General features: G+C 70.0%; 18 protein-coding genes. 7 read left to right on the forward strand and 11 right to left on the reverse strand.

The window, feature by feature from the left end:
- Window positions 1-36: 36 nt before the first annotated feature.
- The gene (locus QZV84_RS09165) at window positions 37-870 is read right to left on the reverse strand and encodes an ADP/ATP-dependent (S)-NAD(P)H-hydrate dehydratase (protein WP_292828622.1); all 834 of its coding nucleotides are present in this window, start codon (window positions 868-870) and stop codon (window positions 37-39) included.
- Between the two features lie 31 nt (window positions 871-901).
- Between QZV84_RS09165 and QZV84_RS09170 the strand changes: the two genes are divergently transcribed.
- The gene (locus tag QZV84_RS09170) at window positions 902-1,969 is read left to right on the forward strand and encodes an NADH:flavin oxidoreductase/NADH oxidase (protein ID WP_292828625.1); all 1,068 of its coding nucleotides are present in this window, start codon (window positions 902-904) and stop codon (window positions 1,967-1,969) included.
- A gap of 43 nt (window positions 1,970-2,012) precedes the next feature.
- Here the strand turns inward: QZV84_RS09170 and QZV84_RS09175 are convergent, their stop codons facing one another.
- From QZV84_RS09175 to QZV84_RS09185, 3 genes are all read right to left on the reverse strand, one after another.
- A complete protein-coding gene (locus QZV84_RS09175; protein ID WP_292828628.1) occupies window positions 2,013-3,068 on the reverse strand; it encodes a hemolysin family protein in 1,056 nt (351 codons plus the stop codon).
- Window positions 3,065-4,393, reverse strand: a complete 1,329-nt coding sequence (locus QZV84_RS09180; RefSeq protein WP_292828631.1) for a hemolysin family protein — start codon at window positions 4,391-4,393, stop codon at window positions 3,065-3,067. The genes QZV84_RS09175 and QZV84_RS09180 overlap by 4 nt, the downstream gene beginning before the upstream one ends.
- Before the next feature lie 239 nt (window positions 4,394-4,632).
- Window positions 4,633-6,090, reverse strand: coding sequence for a GuaB1 family IMP dehydrogenase-related protein (locus QZV84_RS09185; RefSeq protein ID WP_292828634.1), 1,458 nt, complete (start codon window positions 6,088-6,090; stop codon window positions 4,633-4,635).
- A 171-nt stretch (window positions 6,091-6,261) separates the two neighbouring features.
- Between QZV84_RS09185 and QZV84_RS09190 the strand changes: the two genes are divergently transcribed.
- Window positions 6,262-10,029: a multifunctional oxoglutarate decarboxylase/oxoglutarate dehydrogenase thiamine pyrophosphate-binding subunit/dihydrolipoyllysine-residue succinyltransferase subunit gene (locus QZV84_RS09190; protein ID WP_292828637.1), complete on the forward strand. Its 3,768-nt coding sequence runs from the start codon at window positions 6,262-6,264 to the stop codon at window positions 10,027-10,029.
- A gap of 10 nt (window positions 10,030-10,039) precedes the next feature.
- On the opposite strand, the gene QZV84_RS09195 is transcribed toward QZV84_RS09190, so the two are convergent.
- Both QZV84_RS09195 and QZV84_RS09200 read right to left on the reverse strand, forming a co-directional pair.
- Window positions 10,040-10,282: a zf-HC2 domain-containing protein gene (locus tag QZV84_RS09195; RefSeq protein ID WP_292828640.1), complete on the reverse strand. Its 243-nt coding sequence runs from the start codon at window positions 10,280-10,282 to the stop codon at window positions 10,040-10,042.
- Window positions 10,279-10,965 carry a sigma-70 family RNA polymerase sigma factor gene (locus QZV84_RS09200; protein ID WP_292828643.1) on the reverse strand — a complete coding sequence of 229 codons (687 nt, stop codon included), beginning with the start codon at window positions 10,963-10,965 and terminating at the stop codon, window positions 10,279-10,281. Before QZV84_RS09200 ends, QZV84_RS09195 begins: the two co-directional genes overlap by 4 nt.
- A 65-nt stretch (window positions 10,966-11,030) precedes the next feature.
- On the opposite strand from QZV84_RS09200, the gene aroA reads away from it, so the two are divergent.
- Genes aroA through bcp form a run of 3 tightly spaced genes read left to right on the forward strand, consistent with a single transcriptional unit; the run spans window position 11,031 to window position 13,969 of the window.
- Window positions 11,031-12,404, forward strand: coding sequence for a 3-phosphoshikimate 1-carboxyvinyltransferase (gene aroA, locus QZV84_RS09205; protein WP_292828646.1), 1,374 nt, complete (start codon window positions 11,031-11,033; stop codon window positions 12,402-12,404).
- Between the two features lie 15 nt (window positions 12,405-12,419).
- Entirely contained in the window at window positions 12,420-13,463 is a 1,044-nt protein-coding gene (rsgA, locus tag QZV84_RS09210) for a ribosome small subunit-dependent GTPase A (protein ID WP_292828649.1), read from the forward strand.
- Window positions 13,464-13,492: 29 nt separating this feature from the next.
- Complete coding sequence (bcp, locus tag QZV84_RS09215; RefSeq protein ID WP_292828652.1) at window positions 13,493-13,969, forward strand: thioredoxin-dependent thiol peroxidase; 477 nt, start codon at window positions 13,493-13,495, stop codon at window positions 13,967-13,969.
- Window positions 13,970-13,971: 2 nt separating this feature from the next.
- Here the strand turns inward: bcp and QZV84_RS09220 are convergent, their stop codons facing one another.
- Window positions 13,972-14,367 (reverse strand): histidine kinase, encoded by a 396-nt coding sequence (locus QZV84_RS09220; RefSeq protein WP_292828655.1) that lies wholly within the window; start codon window positions 14,365-14,367, stop codon window positions 13,972-13,974.
- Between the two features lie 237 nt (window positions 14,368-14,604).
- On the opposite strand from QZV84_RS09220, the gene QZV84_RS09225 reads away from it, so the two are divergent.
- Window positions 14,605-14,853 (forward strand): WhiB family transcriptional regulator, encoded by a 249-nt coding sequence (locus tag QZV84_RS09225; protein WP_292828658.1) that lies wholly within the window; start codon window positions 14,605-14,607, stop codon window positions 14,851-14,853.
- Window positions 14,854-14,864: 11 nt separating this feature from the next.
- On the opposite strand, the gene QZV84_RS09230 is transcribed toward QZV84_RS09225, so the two are convergent.
- From QZV84_RS09230 to QZV84_RS09240, 3 genes are read right to left on the reverse strand one after another with little or no spacing between them, the layout of a single operon-like run.
- Entirely contained in the window at window positions 14,865-16,352 is a 1,488-nt protein-coding gene (locus tag QZV84_RS09230) for a PAS domain-containing sensor histidine kinase (protein ID WP_292828661.1), read from the reverse strand.
- Window positions 16,353-16,383: 31 nt separating this feature from the next.
- Complete coding sequence (locus QZV84_RS09235) at window positions 16,384-17,691, reverse strand: P-loop NTPase (protein WP_292828664.1); 1,308 nt, start codon at window positions 17,689-17,691, stop codon at window positions 16,384-16,386.
- 8 nt (window positions 17,692-17,699) lie between these two features.
- A complete protein-coding gene (locus QZV84_RS09240) occupies window positions 17,700-18,329 on the reverse strand; it encodes an SAF domain-containing protein (protein WP_292828667.1) in 630 nt (209 codons plus the stop codon).
- A gap of 97 nt (window positions 18,330-18,426) precedes the next feature.
- Here QZV84_RS09240 and QZV84_RS09245 point away from each other — a divergent pair, with 97 nt between their 5' ends.
- Entirely contained in the window at window positions 18,427-18,708 is a 282-nt protein-coding gene (locus QZV84_RS09245; RefSeq protein WP_292828670.1) for a helix-turn-helix domain-containing protein, read from the forward strand.
- Window positions 18,709-18,724: 16 nt separating this feature from the next.
- Here QZV84_RS09245 and QZV84_RS09250 read toward each other — a convergent pair whose 3' ends face one another.
- Window positions 18,725-19,324 (reverse strand): hypothetical protein, encoded by a 600-nt coding sequence (locus tag QZV84_RS09250; RefSeq protein WP_292828673.1) that lies wholly within the window; start codon window positions 19,322-19,324, stop codon window positions 18,725-18,727.
- Window positions 19,325-19,342 lie beyond the last annotated feature (18 nt).

A 19,342-nucleotide genomic window follows, 5' to 3' on the forward strand; every position in this document is an offset into this window, starting at 1 on the left:
CTGCGGCTTCGAGACCGGTCTCGCGTCTTCGGGAGCTCAGTGGGTCCAGACCGCCTCAGCGACCGCACGCGGAAGCGCCGCGGCCACATCCAGCGCGGTGATCGGGCCGCCGCCCGCACCCAGATCGCCGGCCGCCAGGCTCGCCGCGCGGCCGTGCAGCCATACTCCTGTCGCTGCGAGCGGCCCGAGATCGTCGGCGGATGCACCCCCCACAACGACGGCCCCGATGGCCCCGGCCAGCACATCACCGGTTCCGGCCGTGGCCAGCCACGGCGTTCCTGCCGACACCGAAGTCACCCACCCGGTCGGCGACGCGACGATGGTGACCGACCCCTTGAGCACCACGGTCGCGCCCAGCGCTGCGGCCGTCTCGAGAGCGGATGCCGCGCGCTCGGCATCCGTCATCGGCGAGCTCGCTGCGAGCCCGAGCAGCGCACGCAGTCGAGCGTGCTCGCGTCGGTGCGGAGTCACGATCCGTGGGGCGGCGGCGCGCAGGGCGAGATCGAGCGCTCCGGCATCGACCACGACCGGCAGCTCACCCGTGAGGATGCGGCGCAGCACCTCGGTGTCGGCATCCGATCGGTCTGCCGCGTCCGTTCCCGACCCGATCAGCCACCCCTGCACGCGCCCGTCTACGGTGACGGTCTCGGGCCGCCGCTGCAGCACGAGAGAGGTGGGCAGCGAGGGTCCGAGGTAGCGCACCATGCCGAGCCCGGTGCGCCACGCGGCCTCGACGCCGAGCACCGCCGCGCCCGGGTACTGGTCCGACCCGGTGCGCACGCCCAGCACTCCGCGGGAATACTTGTCGTCTGCGGCGGTTGGCCCCCGGAGGACGCGCGCGGCGTCCTGCCCCGTCCATGAGCCGATCATGGCGTCACACTACCCGCGCTGGAGCCGATCGATGAGCATTCTGTTCTCCCCCCTGACCCTGCGCGGGCTGACCGCCCGCAACCGCCTCTGGGTGGCGCCGATGTGCCAGTACAGCGCGGCGGACGGGATCCCGCAGGAGTGGCACCACATGCATCTCGCGCAGTTCGCCTCGGGCGGCGCCGGCATCGTGATGGCGGAGGCGACCGCGGTCTCGGCGGAGGCACGGATCTCGCCCGAAGACACCGGACTGTGGAACGACGCGCAGCGCGACGCATGGGCGCCGATCGTCGCGGCGATCCGGGAGCGCGGTGCGCTCGCCGGGGTGCAGCTGGCCCACGCGGGACGCAAGGCCTCGACGTGGTCTCCGTTCTCCGGACACCGCGGGTCGGTTCCGCCGGATCAAGGCGGCTGGGGCACGGTCGCCCCGTCAGCGGTCGCCTACGACGGCTTCGCCGAGCCGGTCGAACTGGGTGCCGCGGCGATCGACGCGATCGTGCGCGACTTCGCCGCGGCAGCAGTGCGGGCGGTCCAGGCCGGGTTCCAGGTGATCGAAATCCACGCCGCCCACGGCTATCTGCTGCACCAGTTCCTCTCGCCGCTGTCGAACCTCCGCAGCGACGACTACGGCGGCTCGCTCGAGAACCGCGCGCGTTTGCTGCTGCGCATCGTGGACGCCGTTCGGGATGCTGCACCCGACGCGGCGCTGTTCGTCCGGTTCTCGGCATCCGACTGGGCTGACGGCGGCTGGGACGTCGAAGAGACCGCAACGGTCGCGCGGTGGGCGGCCGAGCGCGGAGCTGACTTCTTCGACATCTCCAGCGGCGGGCTCGTCGCCCACCAGCGCATCGTCACCGGTCCCGGCTATCAGGTCGGCTTCGCCGCCGAGGTGCGCCGGCGCGCCGACGTGCTGGTGAGCGCCGTCGGCCAGATCACCGAGGCGTCACAGGCCGAGCAGCTGCTCGCCGCCGGCGACGCGGACGCGGTGATGGCCGCCCGGGAGTGGCTGCGCGACCCGCACTTCGCGCTTCGCGCCGCGTCGGAGCTCGGCGCGGACATCGATTACTGGCCGAAGCAGTACCTGCGCGCCCGCCTCGCCTGAGCCGGCGGCTCAGGCGAGGCGGCGACTCAGGCGAGGCGGCGACTCAGGCGAGGCGGCGGGTAGCGTCCTGCACCTCGCCGATGAGCTCCTCGATGATGTCCTCGAGGAAGAGCACCCCGGTCGTCTCGCCGTTCTCGTCGCGCACCCGCGCGAGGTGACGGCCGGCGCGGCGCATGAGCGCGAGCGCTTCCTCGAGGTCGGTGCTCTCCAGAACCGGCACCATCTGATGGATCCGCTTACCCGGGATCGGCCGCACGACATCGGTTGCGGCATCCGGACCCTCGGCCGCGCGCAGGATGTCCTTGAGATGGACGTAGCCGAGCGGCGTGCCCTCGGCATCCACGATCACATACCGCGAGAAGCCGTATCGGGCGACCGCGCGTTCGATCTCGGCCGGCGTGACCGACTCGGGAAGGGTGACGAGCTGCGTCAGCGGCACCGCGATGTCGCTCGCCTTCTTGTCGGTGAACTCGAGCGCGGCCGAGACCGTTCCGGCGGCGTCGTCGAGGATGCCCTCGATGCGCGACTGGTTGACGATCGTCGTGACCTCTTCGAGCGTGAACGTCGAAGCGGCCTCGTCCTTCGGCTCGACGCCGGACAGGCGCACCGCGTGGTTGGCGATCCAGTTCAAGGTCACGATCACCGGGTGGAACAGGCGCGATACCCAGACCAGCGGCGTCGCGAGCATGAGCACCGCGCGGTCGGGCACCGAGAACGCGAGGTTCTTCGGCACCATCTCGCCGAACACGACGTGCAGGTACGAGACCAGCAGCAGCGCCACGAGGAACGCGATCACATCGACCGCGCCCTCGGTGAGATCGGTCAGACCGAGGGGCCCTGCGAGCAGGTGATGGATCGCCGGCTCGGAGACGTTCAGGATCAGCAGCGAGCAGATCGTGATGCCCAGCTGGCTCGTTGCCAGCATGAGGGTCGCATGCTCCATGGCGTACAGCGCGGTCTTGGCCGCGCGCGACCCCTTCTCGGCGAGCGGCTCGATCTGCGACCGGCGCGCGGAGATGACGGCGAACTCGGCGCCGACGAAGAAGGCGTTGAAGGCCAGCAGCACGACCAGCCAGGCGATTCCGGCCCAATCGCTCACGACCGGTCACCCCCGTCGGTCTGTGCGCCTTCCGGCATCGGCGTAGGCGTGAACCGCACGCGGTCCACCCGGCGCCCGTCCATGCGCTGCACATCGAGCGTGCCGTCTTCGATGTGGAGCGCGTCGCCGACCGCCGGGATGCGTTCCAGCACGCTCATGATGTAGCCGCCGACCGTGTCGTACACGTCGCCCTCGGGGATGCGGATGCCGGTGCGATCGAGCACCTCATCGGGTCGGAGGTCGCCCGGGAACGTGAGCGAGCCTTCGGTGCGGACGATGCCCGCACTGCGGCGGTCGTGCTCGTCGAGCACCTCGCCCACGATCTCCTCCACGAGATCCTCGAGTGTGACGACGCCGGCGGTGCCACCGTACTCGTCGACGACGATGGCCATCTGGTAGCCCCGTGCGCGCAGCTCGGAGACGAGCGTGTCGAGGTGCACGGCCTCGGGCACGCGCAGCGGCTCGGTCGCCAGCGCGGCGGCGGGCACGTCGGACCGGCGTTCGCGCGGGACGCCGACGGCCGCCTTGAGGTGGACGATGCCGACGATGTCGTCCATCGAGTCCTCGTAGACGGGGAAGCGACTGTGGCCGGTGCGCCGCGCGAGCTGGATCACGTCGTCGGCCGAGTCGCCGACGGCGAGCGCATGGAGGCTGGGCCGAGGCGTCATGACATCGGCCGCGCTGAGCCGCGCGAAGGTCAGGCTGCGGTCCAGCAGCGATGCGGTGCCCTCCTCGAGCACCCCGGCCAGCGCCGAGCGGCGGACCAGGCTGGAGAGCTCCTCGGCGGTGCGCGCGCCGGAGAGCTCTTCCTTCGGCTCGATGCCGATCAGCCGAAGCACGCCGTTCGCGCTGCCGTTGAGCACGGAGACCGCCGGGCGGAAGACCATGGTGAAGCCGACCTGGAACGGCATGACGAGCTTCGCGGTCTGCCGCGGAACGGCCAGCGCGAAGTTCTTCGGGATCAGCTCGCCGAGGATCATCGACAGGATCGTGGCGAACGTCACCGCGACGATGACCGCCACCGGCGAGGCGACGCTGTCGGGCCACCCCCACGCCGTGAAGACGGGGCGAAGGAGGTCGGAGATCGCCGGCTCCATCGCGTAACCGGTGAGCAGTGTCGTCAGCGTGATACCGAGCTGCGCGCTCGAGAGGTGCGTCGAGGTGATCCGCAGCGCGTTGATGGTCAGCGAAAGCCGGGATTCACCGGCGTCGCGACGCGCTTCGAGATCCGCGCGATCCAGGTTGACGAGCGCGAACTCGCTCGCCACGAACAGGCCGGTTCCGACCGTGAGCACAAGCCCCACGCCCAGCATGATGAACTCCATCACGCATCACCCCCCGCCATGGCGGGTGCGGGTCGATGGGGCGAGGGTCTGCAACTGGGGGGGTCGTCCATTGTGCCGACAAGTCTACGGGCCTCGGCGCCCGAAGCCTTCGTGATCCCGGCGCCGCCGGACCGGACCTCGACGCGGCAGTTTCCTGCGAGCGCGCCGTCTTCCTGCGAGCGCGCCGTCGCGATCCGCAGCGGTCGCAGGGATCTGCAGCACTCGGCGAACGACCGGGACTACCAGCTGACAGGGAGCGCCTTACCCTCTTCGTACCCGGCCGCGGACTGCAGGCCCACTCGGGCTCGGTCGTGGAACTCGGCGACCGAGGAGGCGCCGGCGTACGTGAACGAGGACCGCACGCCCGAGGTGATCATGTCGATCAGGTCCTCCAGGCCCGGGCGCAGCGGGTCGAGGTAGATCCTCGAGGACGAGATCCCCTCCGCGAACAGCTCCTTGCGCGCCAGCTCGTACGGGTCCAGGCGTCCGAACCGGTCATGCACGGCTTTGGTCGAGGCCATGCCCCACGACTCCTTGTACGACAGGCCGGCTCCGTCGACCTGCAGTTCGCCGGGGGCTTCGATCGTCCCCGCGAACCACGAGCCGATCATGACGGATGCCGCACCCGCGGCGAGCGCGAGTGCGACGTCTCGGGGGTGGCGCACTCCCCCGTCGGCCCAGACGTGGGCGCCCAGCATCCGTGCCGCCTCGGCCGTCTCGAGCACGGCGGAGAACTGCGGGCGGCCGACCGCCGTCATCATGCGGGTCGTGCACATCGCGCCGGGACCGACGCCGACCTTCAGGATGTCCGCTCCGGAGCGCACCAGGTCGCTCACGCCCTCGGCGGTGACGATGTTGCCCGCCGCGATCGGGATGCCGAGACCCAGGCCCGAGACGGTGCGCAGTGCCGCCAGCATCCCGTCCTGGTGCCCATGAGCAGTGTCCAGCACGAGCACGTCCACGCCGGCGGCAGCCAGCGCACGCGCCTTCGAGGCGACGTCTCCGTTGATGCCGACTGCGGCGGCCACGCTGAGTCGCCCCGATGCGTCGACCGCCGGCCGGTACAGCGTAGAGCGAAGAGCACTTCGCCGAGAGAGCGTGCCGACGACGAAGCCGTGGTGCAGCACGCACACCGTCTCGGCGCCGGCGCCGACGATCAGGTCGAAGGCGTGACGCGCGCTCTCGACGTCGTCCGCATCGATCGATGCCGTGCGCCCGCGTGCCAGGTCGCCCAGGCGCGCGTCGGGCAGGGCGGTGCCGAGCCTCGTGGCGGGCACGACACCGAGGACGCCATCGATGTTGAGGGGCCCAGCCGCCGCATGGGCCACGACGATGCCGTGGCCCTCGGTCGCCGGCAGCAGCCGCGCGGCATCCGCCACGGTCGCCTCGGGCGGGAGCACGAGGGGTGTGTCCCAGCGGACCGGCTGGTCCTTGACCCAGCGGATCGCGGCATCCAGCTCCTGCAGCGGCATGTCCTGCGGCAGCACGCCGAGTCCGCCACGACGCGCGAGAGTCGCGGCCAGGCGGGCCCCGGTGACCGAGTTCATGTTCGCCGAGACCAGCGGAATGGTCGTGTTCGTGCCGTCGCCGGGCGCCAGGTCGACATCCAGCCGGCTCGTCACCGAAGAGCGCCGCGGGACGAGGAAGACATCGGAGTACGTCAGGTCGACCTCGGGCTGCTCACCGTAGAACTCCATACCCGAAAGATTACTGACTCTTTCGGTACGGATGACGATGCGCAATTGCGTTCCGCCCTTCGGCGCCGGGGAAACGGACGCCAGACTGGGTTAGGCTTAACAGCCGTGCGTGAGGGCCATTTAGAGGCTCTGCACGCTCCAATCAGTCTTCATGAAAGCGGGCGATCGAGCGTGTCGAGCCAGGTCACGGGCGTCGGGGTGTCGAGCGAAGGAGAGTTCGGAGCCAACGAATGGCTCGTCGACGAACTCTACGAGCAGTACAAGGTCGACAAGAACTCAGTAGACAAGGCGTGGTGGCCGATCCTCGAGGCGTATCAGCCAGTGGACACGACGGCCACGCCGCCGGCTGAGGCGCCGCCCACCCCGGTCCCGGCACCCGCCGCCCCGGCACCCACCGCCGCCGCACCCGCGGCACCGAGCGAACCGAGGTCGGAGGGCGCGAGGCCCCCGGCACAGTCGTCCGACGCGCACCCGGTGACCGCGCCGATCGCCGTCATCGGCGCGACGCCGATCGCCCGCACGACGGCGCGGCCCGCGGCCCAGCAGCCGATTCCCGCGCAGGCCCCTGCCGTCGCGCCCTCGGCCGGAGCCGAGAACCCCGAAGACGACAAGGTCACCGTCCTCAAGGGCATGACCAAGACGCTCGCGGTGAACATGGACGAGTCGCTGACGGTTCCGACCGCGACGAGCGTGCGCACGATTCCGGCGAAGCTCATGATCGACAACCGCATCGTCATCAACAACCACATGTCGCGCACGCGCGGCGGCAAGATCAGCTTCACGCACCTGATCGGCTGGGCGCTGATCCGCACGCTCAAGGAGTTCCCGAGCCAGAACGTCTTCTATGCCGAGATCGACGGCAAGCCGTCGGTCGTGGCTCCCGCGCACATCAACCTCGGCATCGCCATCGACCTTCCCAAGCCCGACGGCACACGCGCCCTTCTGGTGCCGAGCATCAAGCGCGCTGACACGCTCACCTTCAGCGAGTACCTGGTCTCGTACGAAGACCTCATCTCACGAGCGCGCGGCAACAAGCTGACGGCCGCCGACTTCCAGGGCACGACGATCTCGCTCACCAACCCGGGCGGCATCGGCACCGTCCACTCGGTGCCGCGCCTCATGAAGGGCCAGGGCTGCATCGTCGGCGCCGGTGCGCTCGAATATCCCGCCGAGTTCCAGGGTGCGAGCGAGAAGACGCTCCACGAGCTCGCGATCGGCAAGACGATCACCCTCACCAGCACATACGACCACCGGGTCATTCAGGGTGCGGGCTCGGGCGAGTTCCTGAAGAAGGTGCACGAGCTGCTGATCGGCCAGCGCAACTTCTATGACGACATCTTCGCGGCGCTGCGCATCCCCTACGCGCCGATCCTCTGGGCCGCCGACATCAACGTCGACACGGCCGAGCGCGTCGACAAGACCTCCCGCGTGCAGGAGCTCATCAACGCATTCCGCGTGCGCGGGCATCTGATGGCAGACATCGATCCCCTGGAGTACGTGCAGCGCACGCACCCCGACCTGACGATCGAACAGCACGGCCTGACCTTCTGGGACCTGGACCGCGAGTTCGTCACGGGAGGCTTCGGCGGCAAGCGCCAGATGAAGCTCCGCGACATCCTCGGAGTCCTGCGCGACTCGTACTGCCGCACGATCGGCATCGAGTACATGCACATCCAGGACCCCGAGCAGCGCAGGTGGTTCCAGGAGCGCGTCGAGCTCAAGTACCAGAAGCCAGGCCACGACGAGCAGCTCCGCATCCTGAGCAAGCTCAACCAGGCAGAGGCGTTCGAGACGTTCCTGCAGACCAAGTACGTCGGTCAGAAGCGCTTCAGCCTCGAAGGCGGCGAGTCGCTGATCCCGCTCCTGGATGAGATCCTCCAGGGCGCGGCCGAGGCGGGGCTCGACGGCACGGCCATCGGCATGGCCCACCGCGGCCGCCTGAACGTGCTCACCAACATCGCCGGCAAGACCTACGGTCAGGTCTTCCGCGAGTTCGAGGGCTCCGTGGCCGTCGGAAGCAAGAGCGGTTCGGGCGATGTGAAGTACCACCTGGGCACCGAGGGCACGTTCGTCGACGACCGGGGCGAGGAGCTGCCGGTCTACATCGCGGCCAACCCCTCGCACCTCGAGACCGTCGACGGCGTGCTCGAGGGCATCGTCCGGGCCAAGCAGGACCGCAAGCCCATCGGGACGTTCTCGTGGCTGCCGATCCTGGTGCACGGCGACGCCGCCTTCGCAGGTCAGGGCGTGGTGGTCGAGACCCTGCAGATGTCGCAGCTGCGCGGCTACCGCACCGGCGGCACGATCCACGTGGTCGTCAACAACCAGGTCGGCTTCACGACCGTCCCGCAGGACGCGCGCACCTCGGTCTACGCGACGGATGTGGCCAAGACGATCCAGGCTCCCATCTTCCACGTGAACGGCGACGACCCCGAGGCGGTCGTGCGCGTCTCGCAGCTCGCGTTCGCGTACCGGCAGCGCTGGCACCGCGACGTCGTGATCGACCTCGTGTGCTACCGCCGACGCGGGCACAACGAGGGCGACGACCCCTCGATGACCCAGCCGCTCATGACGAACCTGATCGAGGCGAAGCGCTCGGTGCGCCGCCTGTATGTCGAGGCGCTCGTCGGTCGCGGTGACATCACCGAGGAGGAGTACGAGCAGGCCAAGCGCGACTTCCAGAACGGCCTCGAGATCGCCTTCGCCGAAACGCACGCCGCCGAGACCGGCACCTTGCCCGTCGTGGCGGACGTCCAGGTCGAACCGGCCGTCGGTTCGCCCGAGACGACCGGCGTCTCTCGCGAGATCGTGCACATGATCGGCGACGCGTTCTTGAACAAGCCCGATGGCTTCACGGTGCACACCAAGCTGCAGCAGCTGCTGGAGAGGCGCCTCGACATGAGCCGCAACGGAGGGATCGACTGGGCCTTCTCGGAGCTGCTGGCCTTCGGTTCGCTGCTGGTCGAAGGCACGGCGGTCCGTCTCGCCGGCCAGGACTCGCGACGTGGCACGTTCGTTCAGCGCCATTCCGTGCTGCACGACCGCGCGAACGGCCAGGAGTGGATCCCGCTCACCAACCTCAGCGACACGCAGGGCAAGTTCTGGGTGTACGACTCGCTGCTCAGCGAGTACGCGGCGCTCGGGTTCGAGTACGGCTACTCGGTCGAGCGCGCGGACGCGCTCGTGCTCTGGGAGGCGCAGTTCGGTGACTTCACCAACGCAGCCCAGTCCGTGCTCGACGAGTTCATCTCCTCAGCAGAGCAGAAGTGGGGCCAGCTCTCCAGCGTCGTGCTGCTGCTCCCCCACGGCTACGAAGGCCAGGGTCCCGACCATTCCTCGGCGCGCATCGAGAGATATCTGCAGATGTGTGCGCAGGACAACATGACCGTCGCGCGCCCGTCGACTCCGGCGTCGTACTTCCACCTGCTGCGCCGGCAGGCGTACGCCCGCCCGCGCCGCCCGCTGATCGTGTTCACGCCGAAGGCCATGCTGCGCCTGCGCGGCGCGACCAGCCCGGTCGACGCGTTCCTGACGGGCAGGTTCGAGCCGGTGCTGGACGATGACCGGAGCCTGGACCGCGCCTCCGTCAAGCGAGTGCTGCTGCACGCCGGCAAGATCCACTGGGATCTGAGGGCCGAACTGGAGAAGAACCCCAACCCCGAGATCGCCCTCGTGCGGCTCGAGCAGTACTTCCCGGCCCCGACCGACGAGCTGAACGCCGCGCTGGACAGCTACCCGAACGCGGAGCTGTTCTGGGTGCAGGACGAGCCCGAGAACCAGGGCGCGTGGCCCTTCATCGCGCTCGAGGTCGTCAAGCATCTGCATGGCCGAACGATCCGTCGAATCTCGCGCGCTGCCGCAGCCTCGACGGCGACCGGCTCACCGAAGGTGCACGCGCTCGAGCAGGCGGCGATCCTCAAGCAGGCGGTCACGCTCTAGCGTGGATCGGTCAGTTGGCGACCGGCACCGCGCGCAGGCGCTCGAGCACCTGATCACGCAGCTCTTCGGGCGCCGTCTCCTTGCATGCCCGCGCGACCACGTCGGTCAGCGTGCGGGCGACCAGCGCCTCGTCCTGGCAGCTCGCGCAATTCTCGAGATGCTCGGCGATGTCGGTCTGCGAGGTCTTGCACACCTCGTGCCGAAGGTACTCCTCGAGGTCGCGTCGCGCCTTCTCACAACCGCAGTCGGTCATTTCTTGCCCCCTGTGGCAGCCGCGCTGATTCCCCGCTCGGCCGCATAGTCCGCCAGCAGCTCACGAAGCATTCGCCTGCCACGATGCAGGCGGCTCATGACCGTGCCGATGGGTGTCTTCATGATGTCGGCGATCTCCTGATAGGCGAAGCCCTCGACGTCTGCGAGGTACACCGCCAGCCGGAAGTCCTCGGGGATCGCCTGCAGCGCGTCCTTGACGACGGATGCCGGCATCCGATCGATCGCCTCGGCTTCCGCCGACCTGCTGCTGGTCGCCGTGGTCGACTCCGCGCCGCCCAGCTGCCAGTCCTCGAGTTCATCGATCGTGCCCTGATAGGGCTCGCGCTGCTTCTTGCGATAGATGTTGATATAGGTGTTGGTGAGGATGCGGTACAGCCACGCTTTGAGGTTGGTCCCCTGTGTGAAGGTGGCCCACGACGCGAACGCCTTGACGAAGGTCTCCTGCACCAGGTCAGCGGCATCCGAGGGATTGCGCGTCATGCGCATCGCCGCCGCGTAGAGCTGGTCCATGAAGGGCAACGCCTGAACCTCGAACTGCGTGCGGGCGTCGGTGACAGCTTCTGGCTCGTCATTCATCACCCGCAAGTCTACGGCGGCGGGATCCCAGCCCACGTCTACCTGATCGAGGTCGTCCAGCTCGGAGCGATCGAGCGTGGTGATCATCGTGCTCCTGTTCTGCCGGGTGCCCGCGGACGATCGTCTGCAGCGGTTCAGTAGGGTAGAACCCGATGACAGGTGACCGGTATTCCCAGATATCCGCACCGGCTGCGCGCGGGCGCTGGCACGCGCCCACCGCGGGCGGTCCGCTGCGCGCGACGGTCACCGTTCCCGGATCGAAATCGCTCACGAATCGCGAGCTGATCCTCGCCGCTCTGGCCGACGGACCGAGCCGCCTGGCGGCGCCCCTGCACTCCGACGACTCTGCGCGCATGATCGATGCGCTGCGCACCCTCGGAGTCGACGTCGAAGCGACCCCGGGCACCGCCCGGTACGGCGACGACCTCATCGTGACACCCGTCTGGCCGCTGCAGGGCTCGACCGTGGTCGACTGCGGCCAGGCCGGCACCGTGATGCGATTCGTCGCCGGTCTCGCGGGCTTCGCCCGCGGCGACGTCACACTGACCGCCCACGAGAGCGCCCTGCACCGGCCCATGGGCACGATGATCAAGGCTCTGCGCGACGTCGGTGTCGACATCGACGACGGCGGGCACTGGTCGCTCCCCTTCATCGTGCGCGGTCACGGACACGTGCGCGGCGGCGAGGTCGTCGTCGACGCGAGCGCCTCCAGCCAGTTCGTCTCGGGTCTGCTGCTGGCAGCCCCCCGCTTCGACGTGGGCCTGCACCTGATCCACCGCGGCGAGCGCCTGCCGAGCATGCCGCACATCGACATGACGATCGAATCGCTCGCCCACCGCGGCGTGCACGTCGAGCGCCCCGCCCCCGGCGAGTGGGTCGTCCCCGCCGGGTCGGTCCGCGCGAAGGACATCGCCATCGAGCCCGACTTGTCCAATGCCGCACCGTTCCTGGCAGCGGCGATGATCGCCGGCGGTAGCGTGGCGGTGACCGGATGGCCGGCCCACTCGTCACAGCCCGGCGCCATGCTCACCGAGATCCTGACGCTCATGGGGGCCCGCGCTGTGCGGCGCGGCGGCTCGCTCACCGTCACGGGAGGCACCCGCATCGCCGGGGTCGACCTCGACCTGTCGGCCGTCGGCGAGCTCACCCCGACGCTCGTCGCCCTCGCGGCCTTCGCCGACTCGGAGAGCACCTTCTACGGGATCGGCCACATCCGCGGCCATGAGACCGACCGCATCGCAGCCCTGGTCGGCGAGCTGCGCGCGCTCGGCGGAGAGGCGCACGAACTGGCGGACGGCATCCGGATCGTGCCGCGGCCACTGCACGGCGGCACCTGGCGGGCGCACCACGACCACCGGCTCGCCACGACCGGGGCGCTGATCGGGCTCGCAGTCGAGGGCGTCGAGATCGACGACATCGGCACGACCGCCAAGACGATGCCCGAGTTCCCTCAGCTCTGGCAGGACATGCTCGCCGGCTCACCCGACGACGCCCACGCGGAGCCGCTGCACGATCTGGCATCCTAGGGTGGTCCTCACACCGTGAGCTGGCTCGAGGACGACGACGACGACGAGAACGAGTTCGACGAGACGACGCTGAGAGCACGGCCCAACCCGAAGGCGAATCGCCCGCGCACGAAGCGCCGCCCGGCGCACGCCGACGCTGTCATCGCCCGGGTGCTGGGGGTGGACCGCGGCCGTTACACGGTGCTCGCCGACGAAGACGGACCCGACGAGCGCCGTGTGCTCGCCACGCGGGCGCGCGAACTGCGCCGGATGCAGATCGTCACCGGCGATCGCGCGCGCATCGTCGGCGACCAGTCCGGCTCGGAGGGGACGCTCGCCCGGATCATCGGCATCGAGGATCGCACGTCGCTGCTGCGTCGCTCGGCCGATGACACCGACCAGGTGGAGCGTGTCATCGTCGCCAACGCCGACCAGATGCTCGTCGTCGTCGCCGCGGCCGACCCCGAGCCGCGCGAGCGACTCGTCGACCGCTACCTGGTCGCGGCGCTGGATGCCGGGGTGCGCCCGCTCCTCGTGGTGACCAAGACCGACCTGGCCGATCCGTCGGAGTTCCTCGCGCACTTCGAGGGCCTGGATCTCGAAGTGTTCACGAGCGCTCAGGAGGACATGCCCCTCGAGCGCATCGGAGCTCAGCTGATCGGCCACTCCACCGTCTTCGTCGGTCACTCCGGCGTGGGCAAGTCGACGCTCGTGAACGCCCTCGTCCCGAGCGCGATGCGCGCCACCGGACACGTCAACGAGGTCACCGGCCGCGGCCGGCACACCTCCTCTTCCACCGTCTCGCTGCGCTACCGCGGCGACGGCGGCAATGGGTGGGTCATCGACACCCCTGGGGTGCGCTCGTTCGGGCTCGGTCACGTCGATCCGGCCAACATCCTCGGCGCCTTCACGGAGCTCGCCGAGATCGCGAAGGACTGTCCGCGCGGCTGCACGCACCTCCCCGACGCCCCCGACTGCGCGATCGTCGAAGCCGCGGCAGAAGGCCGGCTCGGACCTAACGGGGCGGCGCGCCTCGACTCCCTGCAGCGGCTGCTGCTGACGTTCGCCGGCTCGCACTGATCAGCATCCGGGGTCCGTATCCTGGAACGATGAGCTCAGTCGTCCTCGAACCAGGAACCGCCGCCCCCGACTTCACTCTGCCCGACCACGATGAGAAGCCGGTCACCCTCAGCGACCTGCGCGGTCAGGGCGTCGTGCTGTTCTTCTACCCCGAGGCGATGACCCCGGGCTGCACGACCGAGGCCTGCGACTTCCGCGACAGTCTCGCTGCGCTGCAGGCCGCCGGCTACACGGTGCTCGGCATCTCGCCCGACCAGCCCGACAAACTCCGCCGGTTCCGCGAGCGCGACGCACTCACCTACGGCCTGCTGAGCGACCCCGGGCATGTCGCCCTCGATGCGTACGGCACCTGGGGCGAGAAGAGCAATTACGGCAGGACCTATCAGGGCGTCATCCGCTCGACGTTCGTGATCGACGTCGACGGCACCGTGCAGCACGCGCTTTACAACGTAAAGGCCACCGGCCACGTCGCCCGGGTGCGCAAGCTCATCGGCCTCGAGCAGTAGAACTACTCGGATGCCGTGCCGCGTGCCTCACGGCCGGCTGCGCGCACCGCGAGCAGGAGCAGCACGAGCGTCACGACCGCCGGCAGCGCGAGAGCCAAGCCCGTCACCAGGTCCGCATAGGCACCGGTGACCGCACCGAGCGCGACCGCCAGAATCAGCAGCTGGGTGACGATGCCGCCCGAGCGCCCCCACGACTGGCCACGCCAGGTGGCCAGCGCGAACGCGATGACGGCGACCGCGCCGACGGCGGTGAGCACGATCAGGGCGATCGCACTCTCGACGGAGTCGGTGTCGCCCGCGCTGAGCGCCCAGACCTGCCAGATCACCAGAGCGACGATCGCCATGCCTTCGAGCGCCAGAAGGACCGCAGCGATTCGGCCAGCCGCGTGTGTGGGCATCCGCCAGATCTCCGTTTCATTGGTGGAGGAGCGGTAGAACCGGCTCCTCCGCTGAGCGAATGCTCAGCAACTGCACCCATACCCGCCCGAACCCTTGATTCGCACCCACCCCTTGTGGGACGATTAACAAAGCCGTGTGCTCCCACAGCGAGGTGGGGCGAGCGAACTCGCATCTCCCACAGGGTATCGGACCCGAATCCGGGCTCTGAACACCCATCATCATCAAGGAGCACCACCATGGACTGGCGCGATAAGGCCGCCTGCCTGACCGTCGACCCCGAGCTGTTCTTCCCCGTGGGGAACACCGGCCCGGCCGTCGATCAGATCGAGAAGGCCAAGTCGGTCTGCGCACGTTGCACCGTGACGGAGATCTGTCTGCAGTACGCCCTCGAGACGGCGCAGGACTCCGGCGTATGGGGTGGGCTGTCCGAAGACGAGCGGCGGGCGCTGAAGCGCCGCGCTGCGCGCGCGCGCCGGGCTTCCTGACGGCGCCGTTCCTAGATCAGCTCGCGCTCGATGTAGCGCATCGGGATGTCGATCGTGACCTCGGTGCCGCTGCCCATCACCGTGTGCCAATCGATCGTGCCCCCCAGCTCACCCTGGATCAGGGTGCGCACGATCTGGGTGCCGAGGCCCCTGCCGACGTGGCCTTCCGGCAGACCCGAGCCGCTGTCGCGCACGCGGACGGCGAGGTTGTCCTCGCCGCGCTCGGCGATGATCTCGACGTCGCCCTCCCGCCCGGCGAGCCCGTGCTCGACGGCGTTCGTGACGAGTTCGGTGAGGGCGAGCGCGAGCGGCGTCGCGTACTCGCTCGGCAGGGTGCCGAACTTGCCGGTCGACCGCGTCCGCGCGCGGGTGTTCGGCGCCGCGGCGACCTCGGCCACGAGCTTCAGGACGCGGTCGAAGACGTTGTCGAAGTCCACGGTCTGCGACAGCCCCTCAGAGAGGGTGTCGTGCACGACGGCGATCGCGGCAACCCGGCGCATGGCCTGCGTGAGGGCCTCGCGCGCCTCTTCCGAATGCGAGCGGCGCGCCTGGATGCGCAGGAGCGACGCGACGGTCTGCAGGTTGTTCTTGACGCGGTGATGGATCTCGCGGATCGTCGCGTCCTTCGTGATGAGCTCCTGCTCCTGGTGACGCAGCTCGGTCACATCGCGGCACAACACGATCGCGCCGATGCGGTCGCCGTGGTCGCGCAGCGGAATCGTCCGCAGCGACACGGTGACGCCGCGGGCCTCGATGTCGATGCGCCAGGGCGCACGCCCGGTCACCACGAGAGGCAGCGACTCGTCGAACTGGCGCTTGGCGGGGAGGATGCGGGTGGTCACCTCGATGAGCGACTCGCCTTCCAGCTCGTCATCGAAACCCATGCGGTTGAACGCCGACAGCGCATTCGGGCTGGCGAAAGTCGTGATCCCGTCGACGTCGAGTCGCACGAGACCGTCCGAGGCGCGCGGTGCGCCGCGACGCGGGGCGGTCGGAGCCGAGAGGTCGGGGAACTCCCCCGATGAGATCATGCCGAACAGGTCGTCGGCGCAGTCGTTGAACGTGATCTGCTGCCGCGACGGCGTGCGGGTCTCGCCGAGGTTCGTGTGGCGCGTCAGCACCCCGATCGTGGCCGCCGGAGCGCCGTTGTGCGTCCGCACGATAGGGACCGCGCGCACGCGCGTCGGTGTCTCCTCGAACCAGTCGGGCGAGGCGGAATCGACGATCCGCGCACTCTGGAATGCCCCGTGGACCTGGGTTCGCCACTGCGGGCGCACGTGGCCCCCGACGATGTCGCGGTAGAACAGCGTCGCCGCCCCGCCGGGGCGGGTGTGCGCGACCGCGACGAACGAGTCCTCGTCGGTGGGCACCCAGATGACGATGTCGGCGAACGCGAGGTCTGCCAGAAGCTGGCCATCGCCGGCCAGGCGGTGCAGCCACTCGACGTCGGCTTCGCTGGACCGGCCCTGAGCGTAGACGAGATCGCTGAGCGTCGACACTCCTCAAGGCTACCGCCGAAAGGCCCGCCCGCTAGGAGAGCACGGCCCGCCTCTCGCGGCGGCGCCCGGAGCGCCGGATGCCGCGACCCGCGTCCGCGACAGGTGCGACAGCTTCGCCGACGAACCTGCGCAGCGCGAGCGGGATGGGCGACCGCGGCGCGACATCGGCGATCGGGCGGGCCGCCAGGAGCGCGGCATCCGCCGCCCGAGGATCGGTCGGAACGAACCAGACGTCGGTGATCCCCCCGAAGCGGTCCAGGGTTCGGCGCACCTGCCCGCGAGCATCGACGCCGAGGGCTCCGGGGCGCAAGCGGTTCGCGAGGACCGCGACCGGCGTGGCGCCGATCGTCGCCCGCAGCTCCGGGTATGCGCGCAGGAACCGGGAGATGCCCAGCGGGTCGGCCGCGGCGACCGCCACGACCAGATCTGCGGCGCGCAGTGCCGCTATGGTGGCGGCGTTTCGCCGCGGACCATCCAGGTCGCTCACGATCTCTTCGTCCCGTTCCAGCGGCGCAGCCACGTCCACGACCGTGTAGTCGGCCCACTCGCGACACGCGCCCAGCGCCGCTGCGACGCGGGACTGGCTGAGCTCGGGCCAGCGCGACGGACGATTCAGTCCGGTGAGCACGTCGACGCCGCTGCTGCCGATCGGGGCGCTGATGCGGGTCAGCTCGCGCGCGTCCAGTCCACCCAGCTCGCCCTGACGGCAGGCGGCGGCGAAACCCGGCGCCTCGTCGGCGAGGCCGAGCGCCAGCGCGATCGACGGAGCATGGGAGTCGGCATCCACGAGGCCGACGTGTCGTCCCCCGCGGGCGAGCTCGACGGCGAGCTCGATCGCGACGGTCGAGCGGCCCGGCGAGCCGGCCGGCCCCCACACCGCGATCACGCGCGGCCCGCGTGACGCGGCCGAAGCGGCGTCTTCGAGCTCACGAGCGGAAAGCATCGGCGGTGCTGCGAGCCGCTCCGCGAGCTGCCACGCCTCCACCCCGAGCGGCATGGGCGGCTCGAGGCCGAACGTCGCGGCGATCTGTTCCTCGGCGGCAGCAGCGGCGAGCGGGACGATGCGCACCGCTCGCCGATCGCACGCAGCCACAACGACGGCGTTCACGGTTGCGCGCGTCGTCTCCAGCACCAGAGCATCGGCTTCGGCGAGCGCCTCGGCGATTGCAGCGGATCCGCGCACCCCCCGCTCGCGGTCCCGCTCGAGCGGGTCGGCGTCGATTCCGCCGTCGTCGATCGCAGAAGCGGGGGCGGATGCCGCGACCACGGCGACGACGGCGATCCCTTCAGCCTCGAGCCCTTCGGCGAGGTCGCTGCCGTACGGCTCGTCGACCGCCACGATGACCCTCACTGGGCCGCTCCGGTGCGCGGCACCACCGAGAGGGCGGATTCGTCGGCCATCGCGGCGAGCGTCGCGGCGACGTCTGCGCGCGGGATGACGATCTCGAGAGCGGCCGAGCCGCCGCCGATCATCGAATCGTCGCGGGTCACCGACACGACCGTCGCGTCGGCCACCAGGATGCGCGGCACGTCGTAGCTGCCGCGTTCGATGAGCGGGGCGGCCCAGACTTCGACGACCGACCCGGCGCGCACCGAGCCGGGAACATCCACGGCACTGCGCAGCACGACGCTGGTGGTGCGCACCGCGTCCGCATCGCCCACCGCGCTCTGCGGCACCAGTTCGCCGGATTCGATCGTGCGGGTGGCGACCAGGCCGTCGGCGAGCCCATCAGGCTGCAGGTAGGCTGCGCCCACCTGCCCCAGCGACACGTCGACCAGGCGCACGTCGTCGCTCGAGATCGCCTCGCCGGGAACGATCGTGCGGTTCGCGGCGAACGCCGGCGCGGTCTGCCGCGACGCCGAGACGACGAGCCAGACGCCGGCCACCGAGGCGGCCACGAGCAGGATGCCGAGGAAGAACCGGGCATCCCCCCAGAACGCGCGAGTCCGAGGGCGGGCGGTGTCGAGTGAGGTCATGGGTCCATCGTGACGCAGACCGCGAAACGGGCGCCGCGGTTATCCACAGCGCATGCGATGCCCGGACTCCCCGATCCGCGAGCGTCATAATGGGGGCATGCCCGATATCCCGATATCCGACATGCGCCTGCTGGCTCCGGCCCAAGTGGCCGAGGTGCTCGGCGTGTCGATCGACGAGGTGATGGCCCTCGTCGAGCAGGCGCGCCTGCGCGGGATGCGCGTCGGGTCGCCCGCGCGCTGGCGGGTCGAGGCGGCGAGCGTGTCGGAGTACCTCGACGAGCAGGCCGAGGAAGCCCGGCGCATGGCGCTGTGGCGGCAGTCGAACGAGGCGAGCTTCCCCGAACTGTGGGGCACAGGAGTCGTCCGCAACGCGGACTGACGCCGGCTCCGGGGGCTCAGGCCAGCGTGGCCCCGGCATCGAGGCGGATCCAGGCGACCGCCGCGAAAGGCACGATGCGATGGCCGGTGACCTCGCTCGCGCGTCTCGGGGTTCCCGGCTCGTGCAGGGCGATGTCGAGGTGATCGGCCCCGGCACGGTCGATCGTGCCCGCCAGGATGCGTCCGTGGGTCAGATGCACGGTCACGCCGATGCGGCGGCGCACCAGGTCGCGAGCGAGGAAGCCCAGGCTCAGCCGGTCGGCGAGCGCAGAACGCGCGGGCGCGGGGCGCGCACTGCGCAGCACATCGGCGTGCGGCATCCCGATCGAGGCGATCGAGGCGAACGGAACCACCAGCGCGCCCGAACGACCGCCGTCCAGAGCGACCCAGTCGGCGCCGACTCCGGTCACCTCTGCCGCCAGAACGGTGCCGTCGGCCAGGTCGAACGACGGTGGCACTGCGTCGCGCTCGCGATCGACGAGCATGCTCAGCCGCTCGCGGAGGGCGACGCGGGACAGCCGCAGCCGCTCGGCTTCGGTGTCGAGCGCGGCACGCTCTGCCTCCCACTCCGAGGCGAGCTGACCTTCGAGGTCGTCGAAGAAGTTCTCCCAGCGCACTCAGCGAGAGTAGGGCAG

Origin of the sequence: Microbacterium sp. (assembly GCF_011620715.1) — a bacterium.
Lineage (GTDB): Bacteria > Actinomycetota > Actinomycetes > Actinomycetales > Microbacteriaceae > Microbacterium.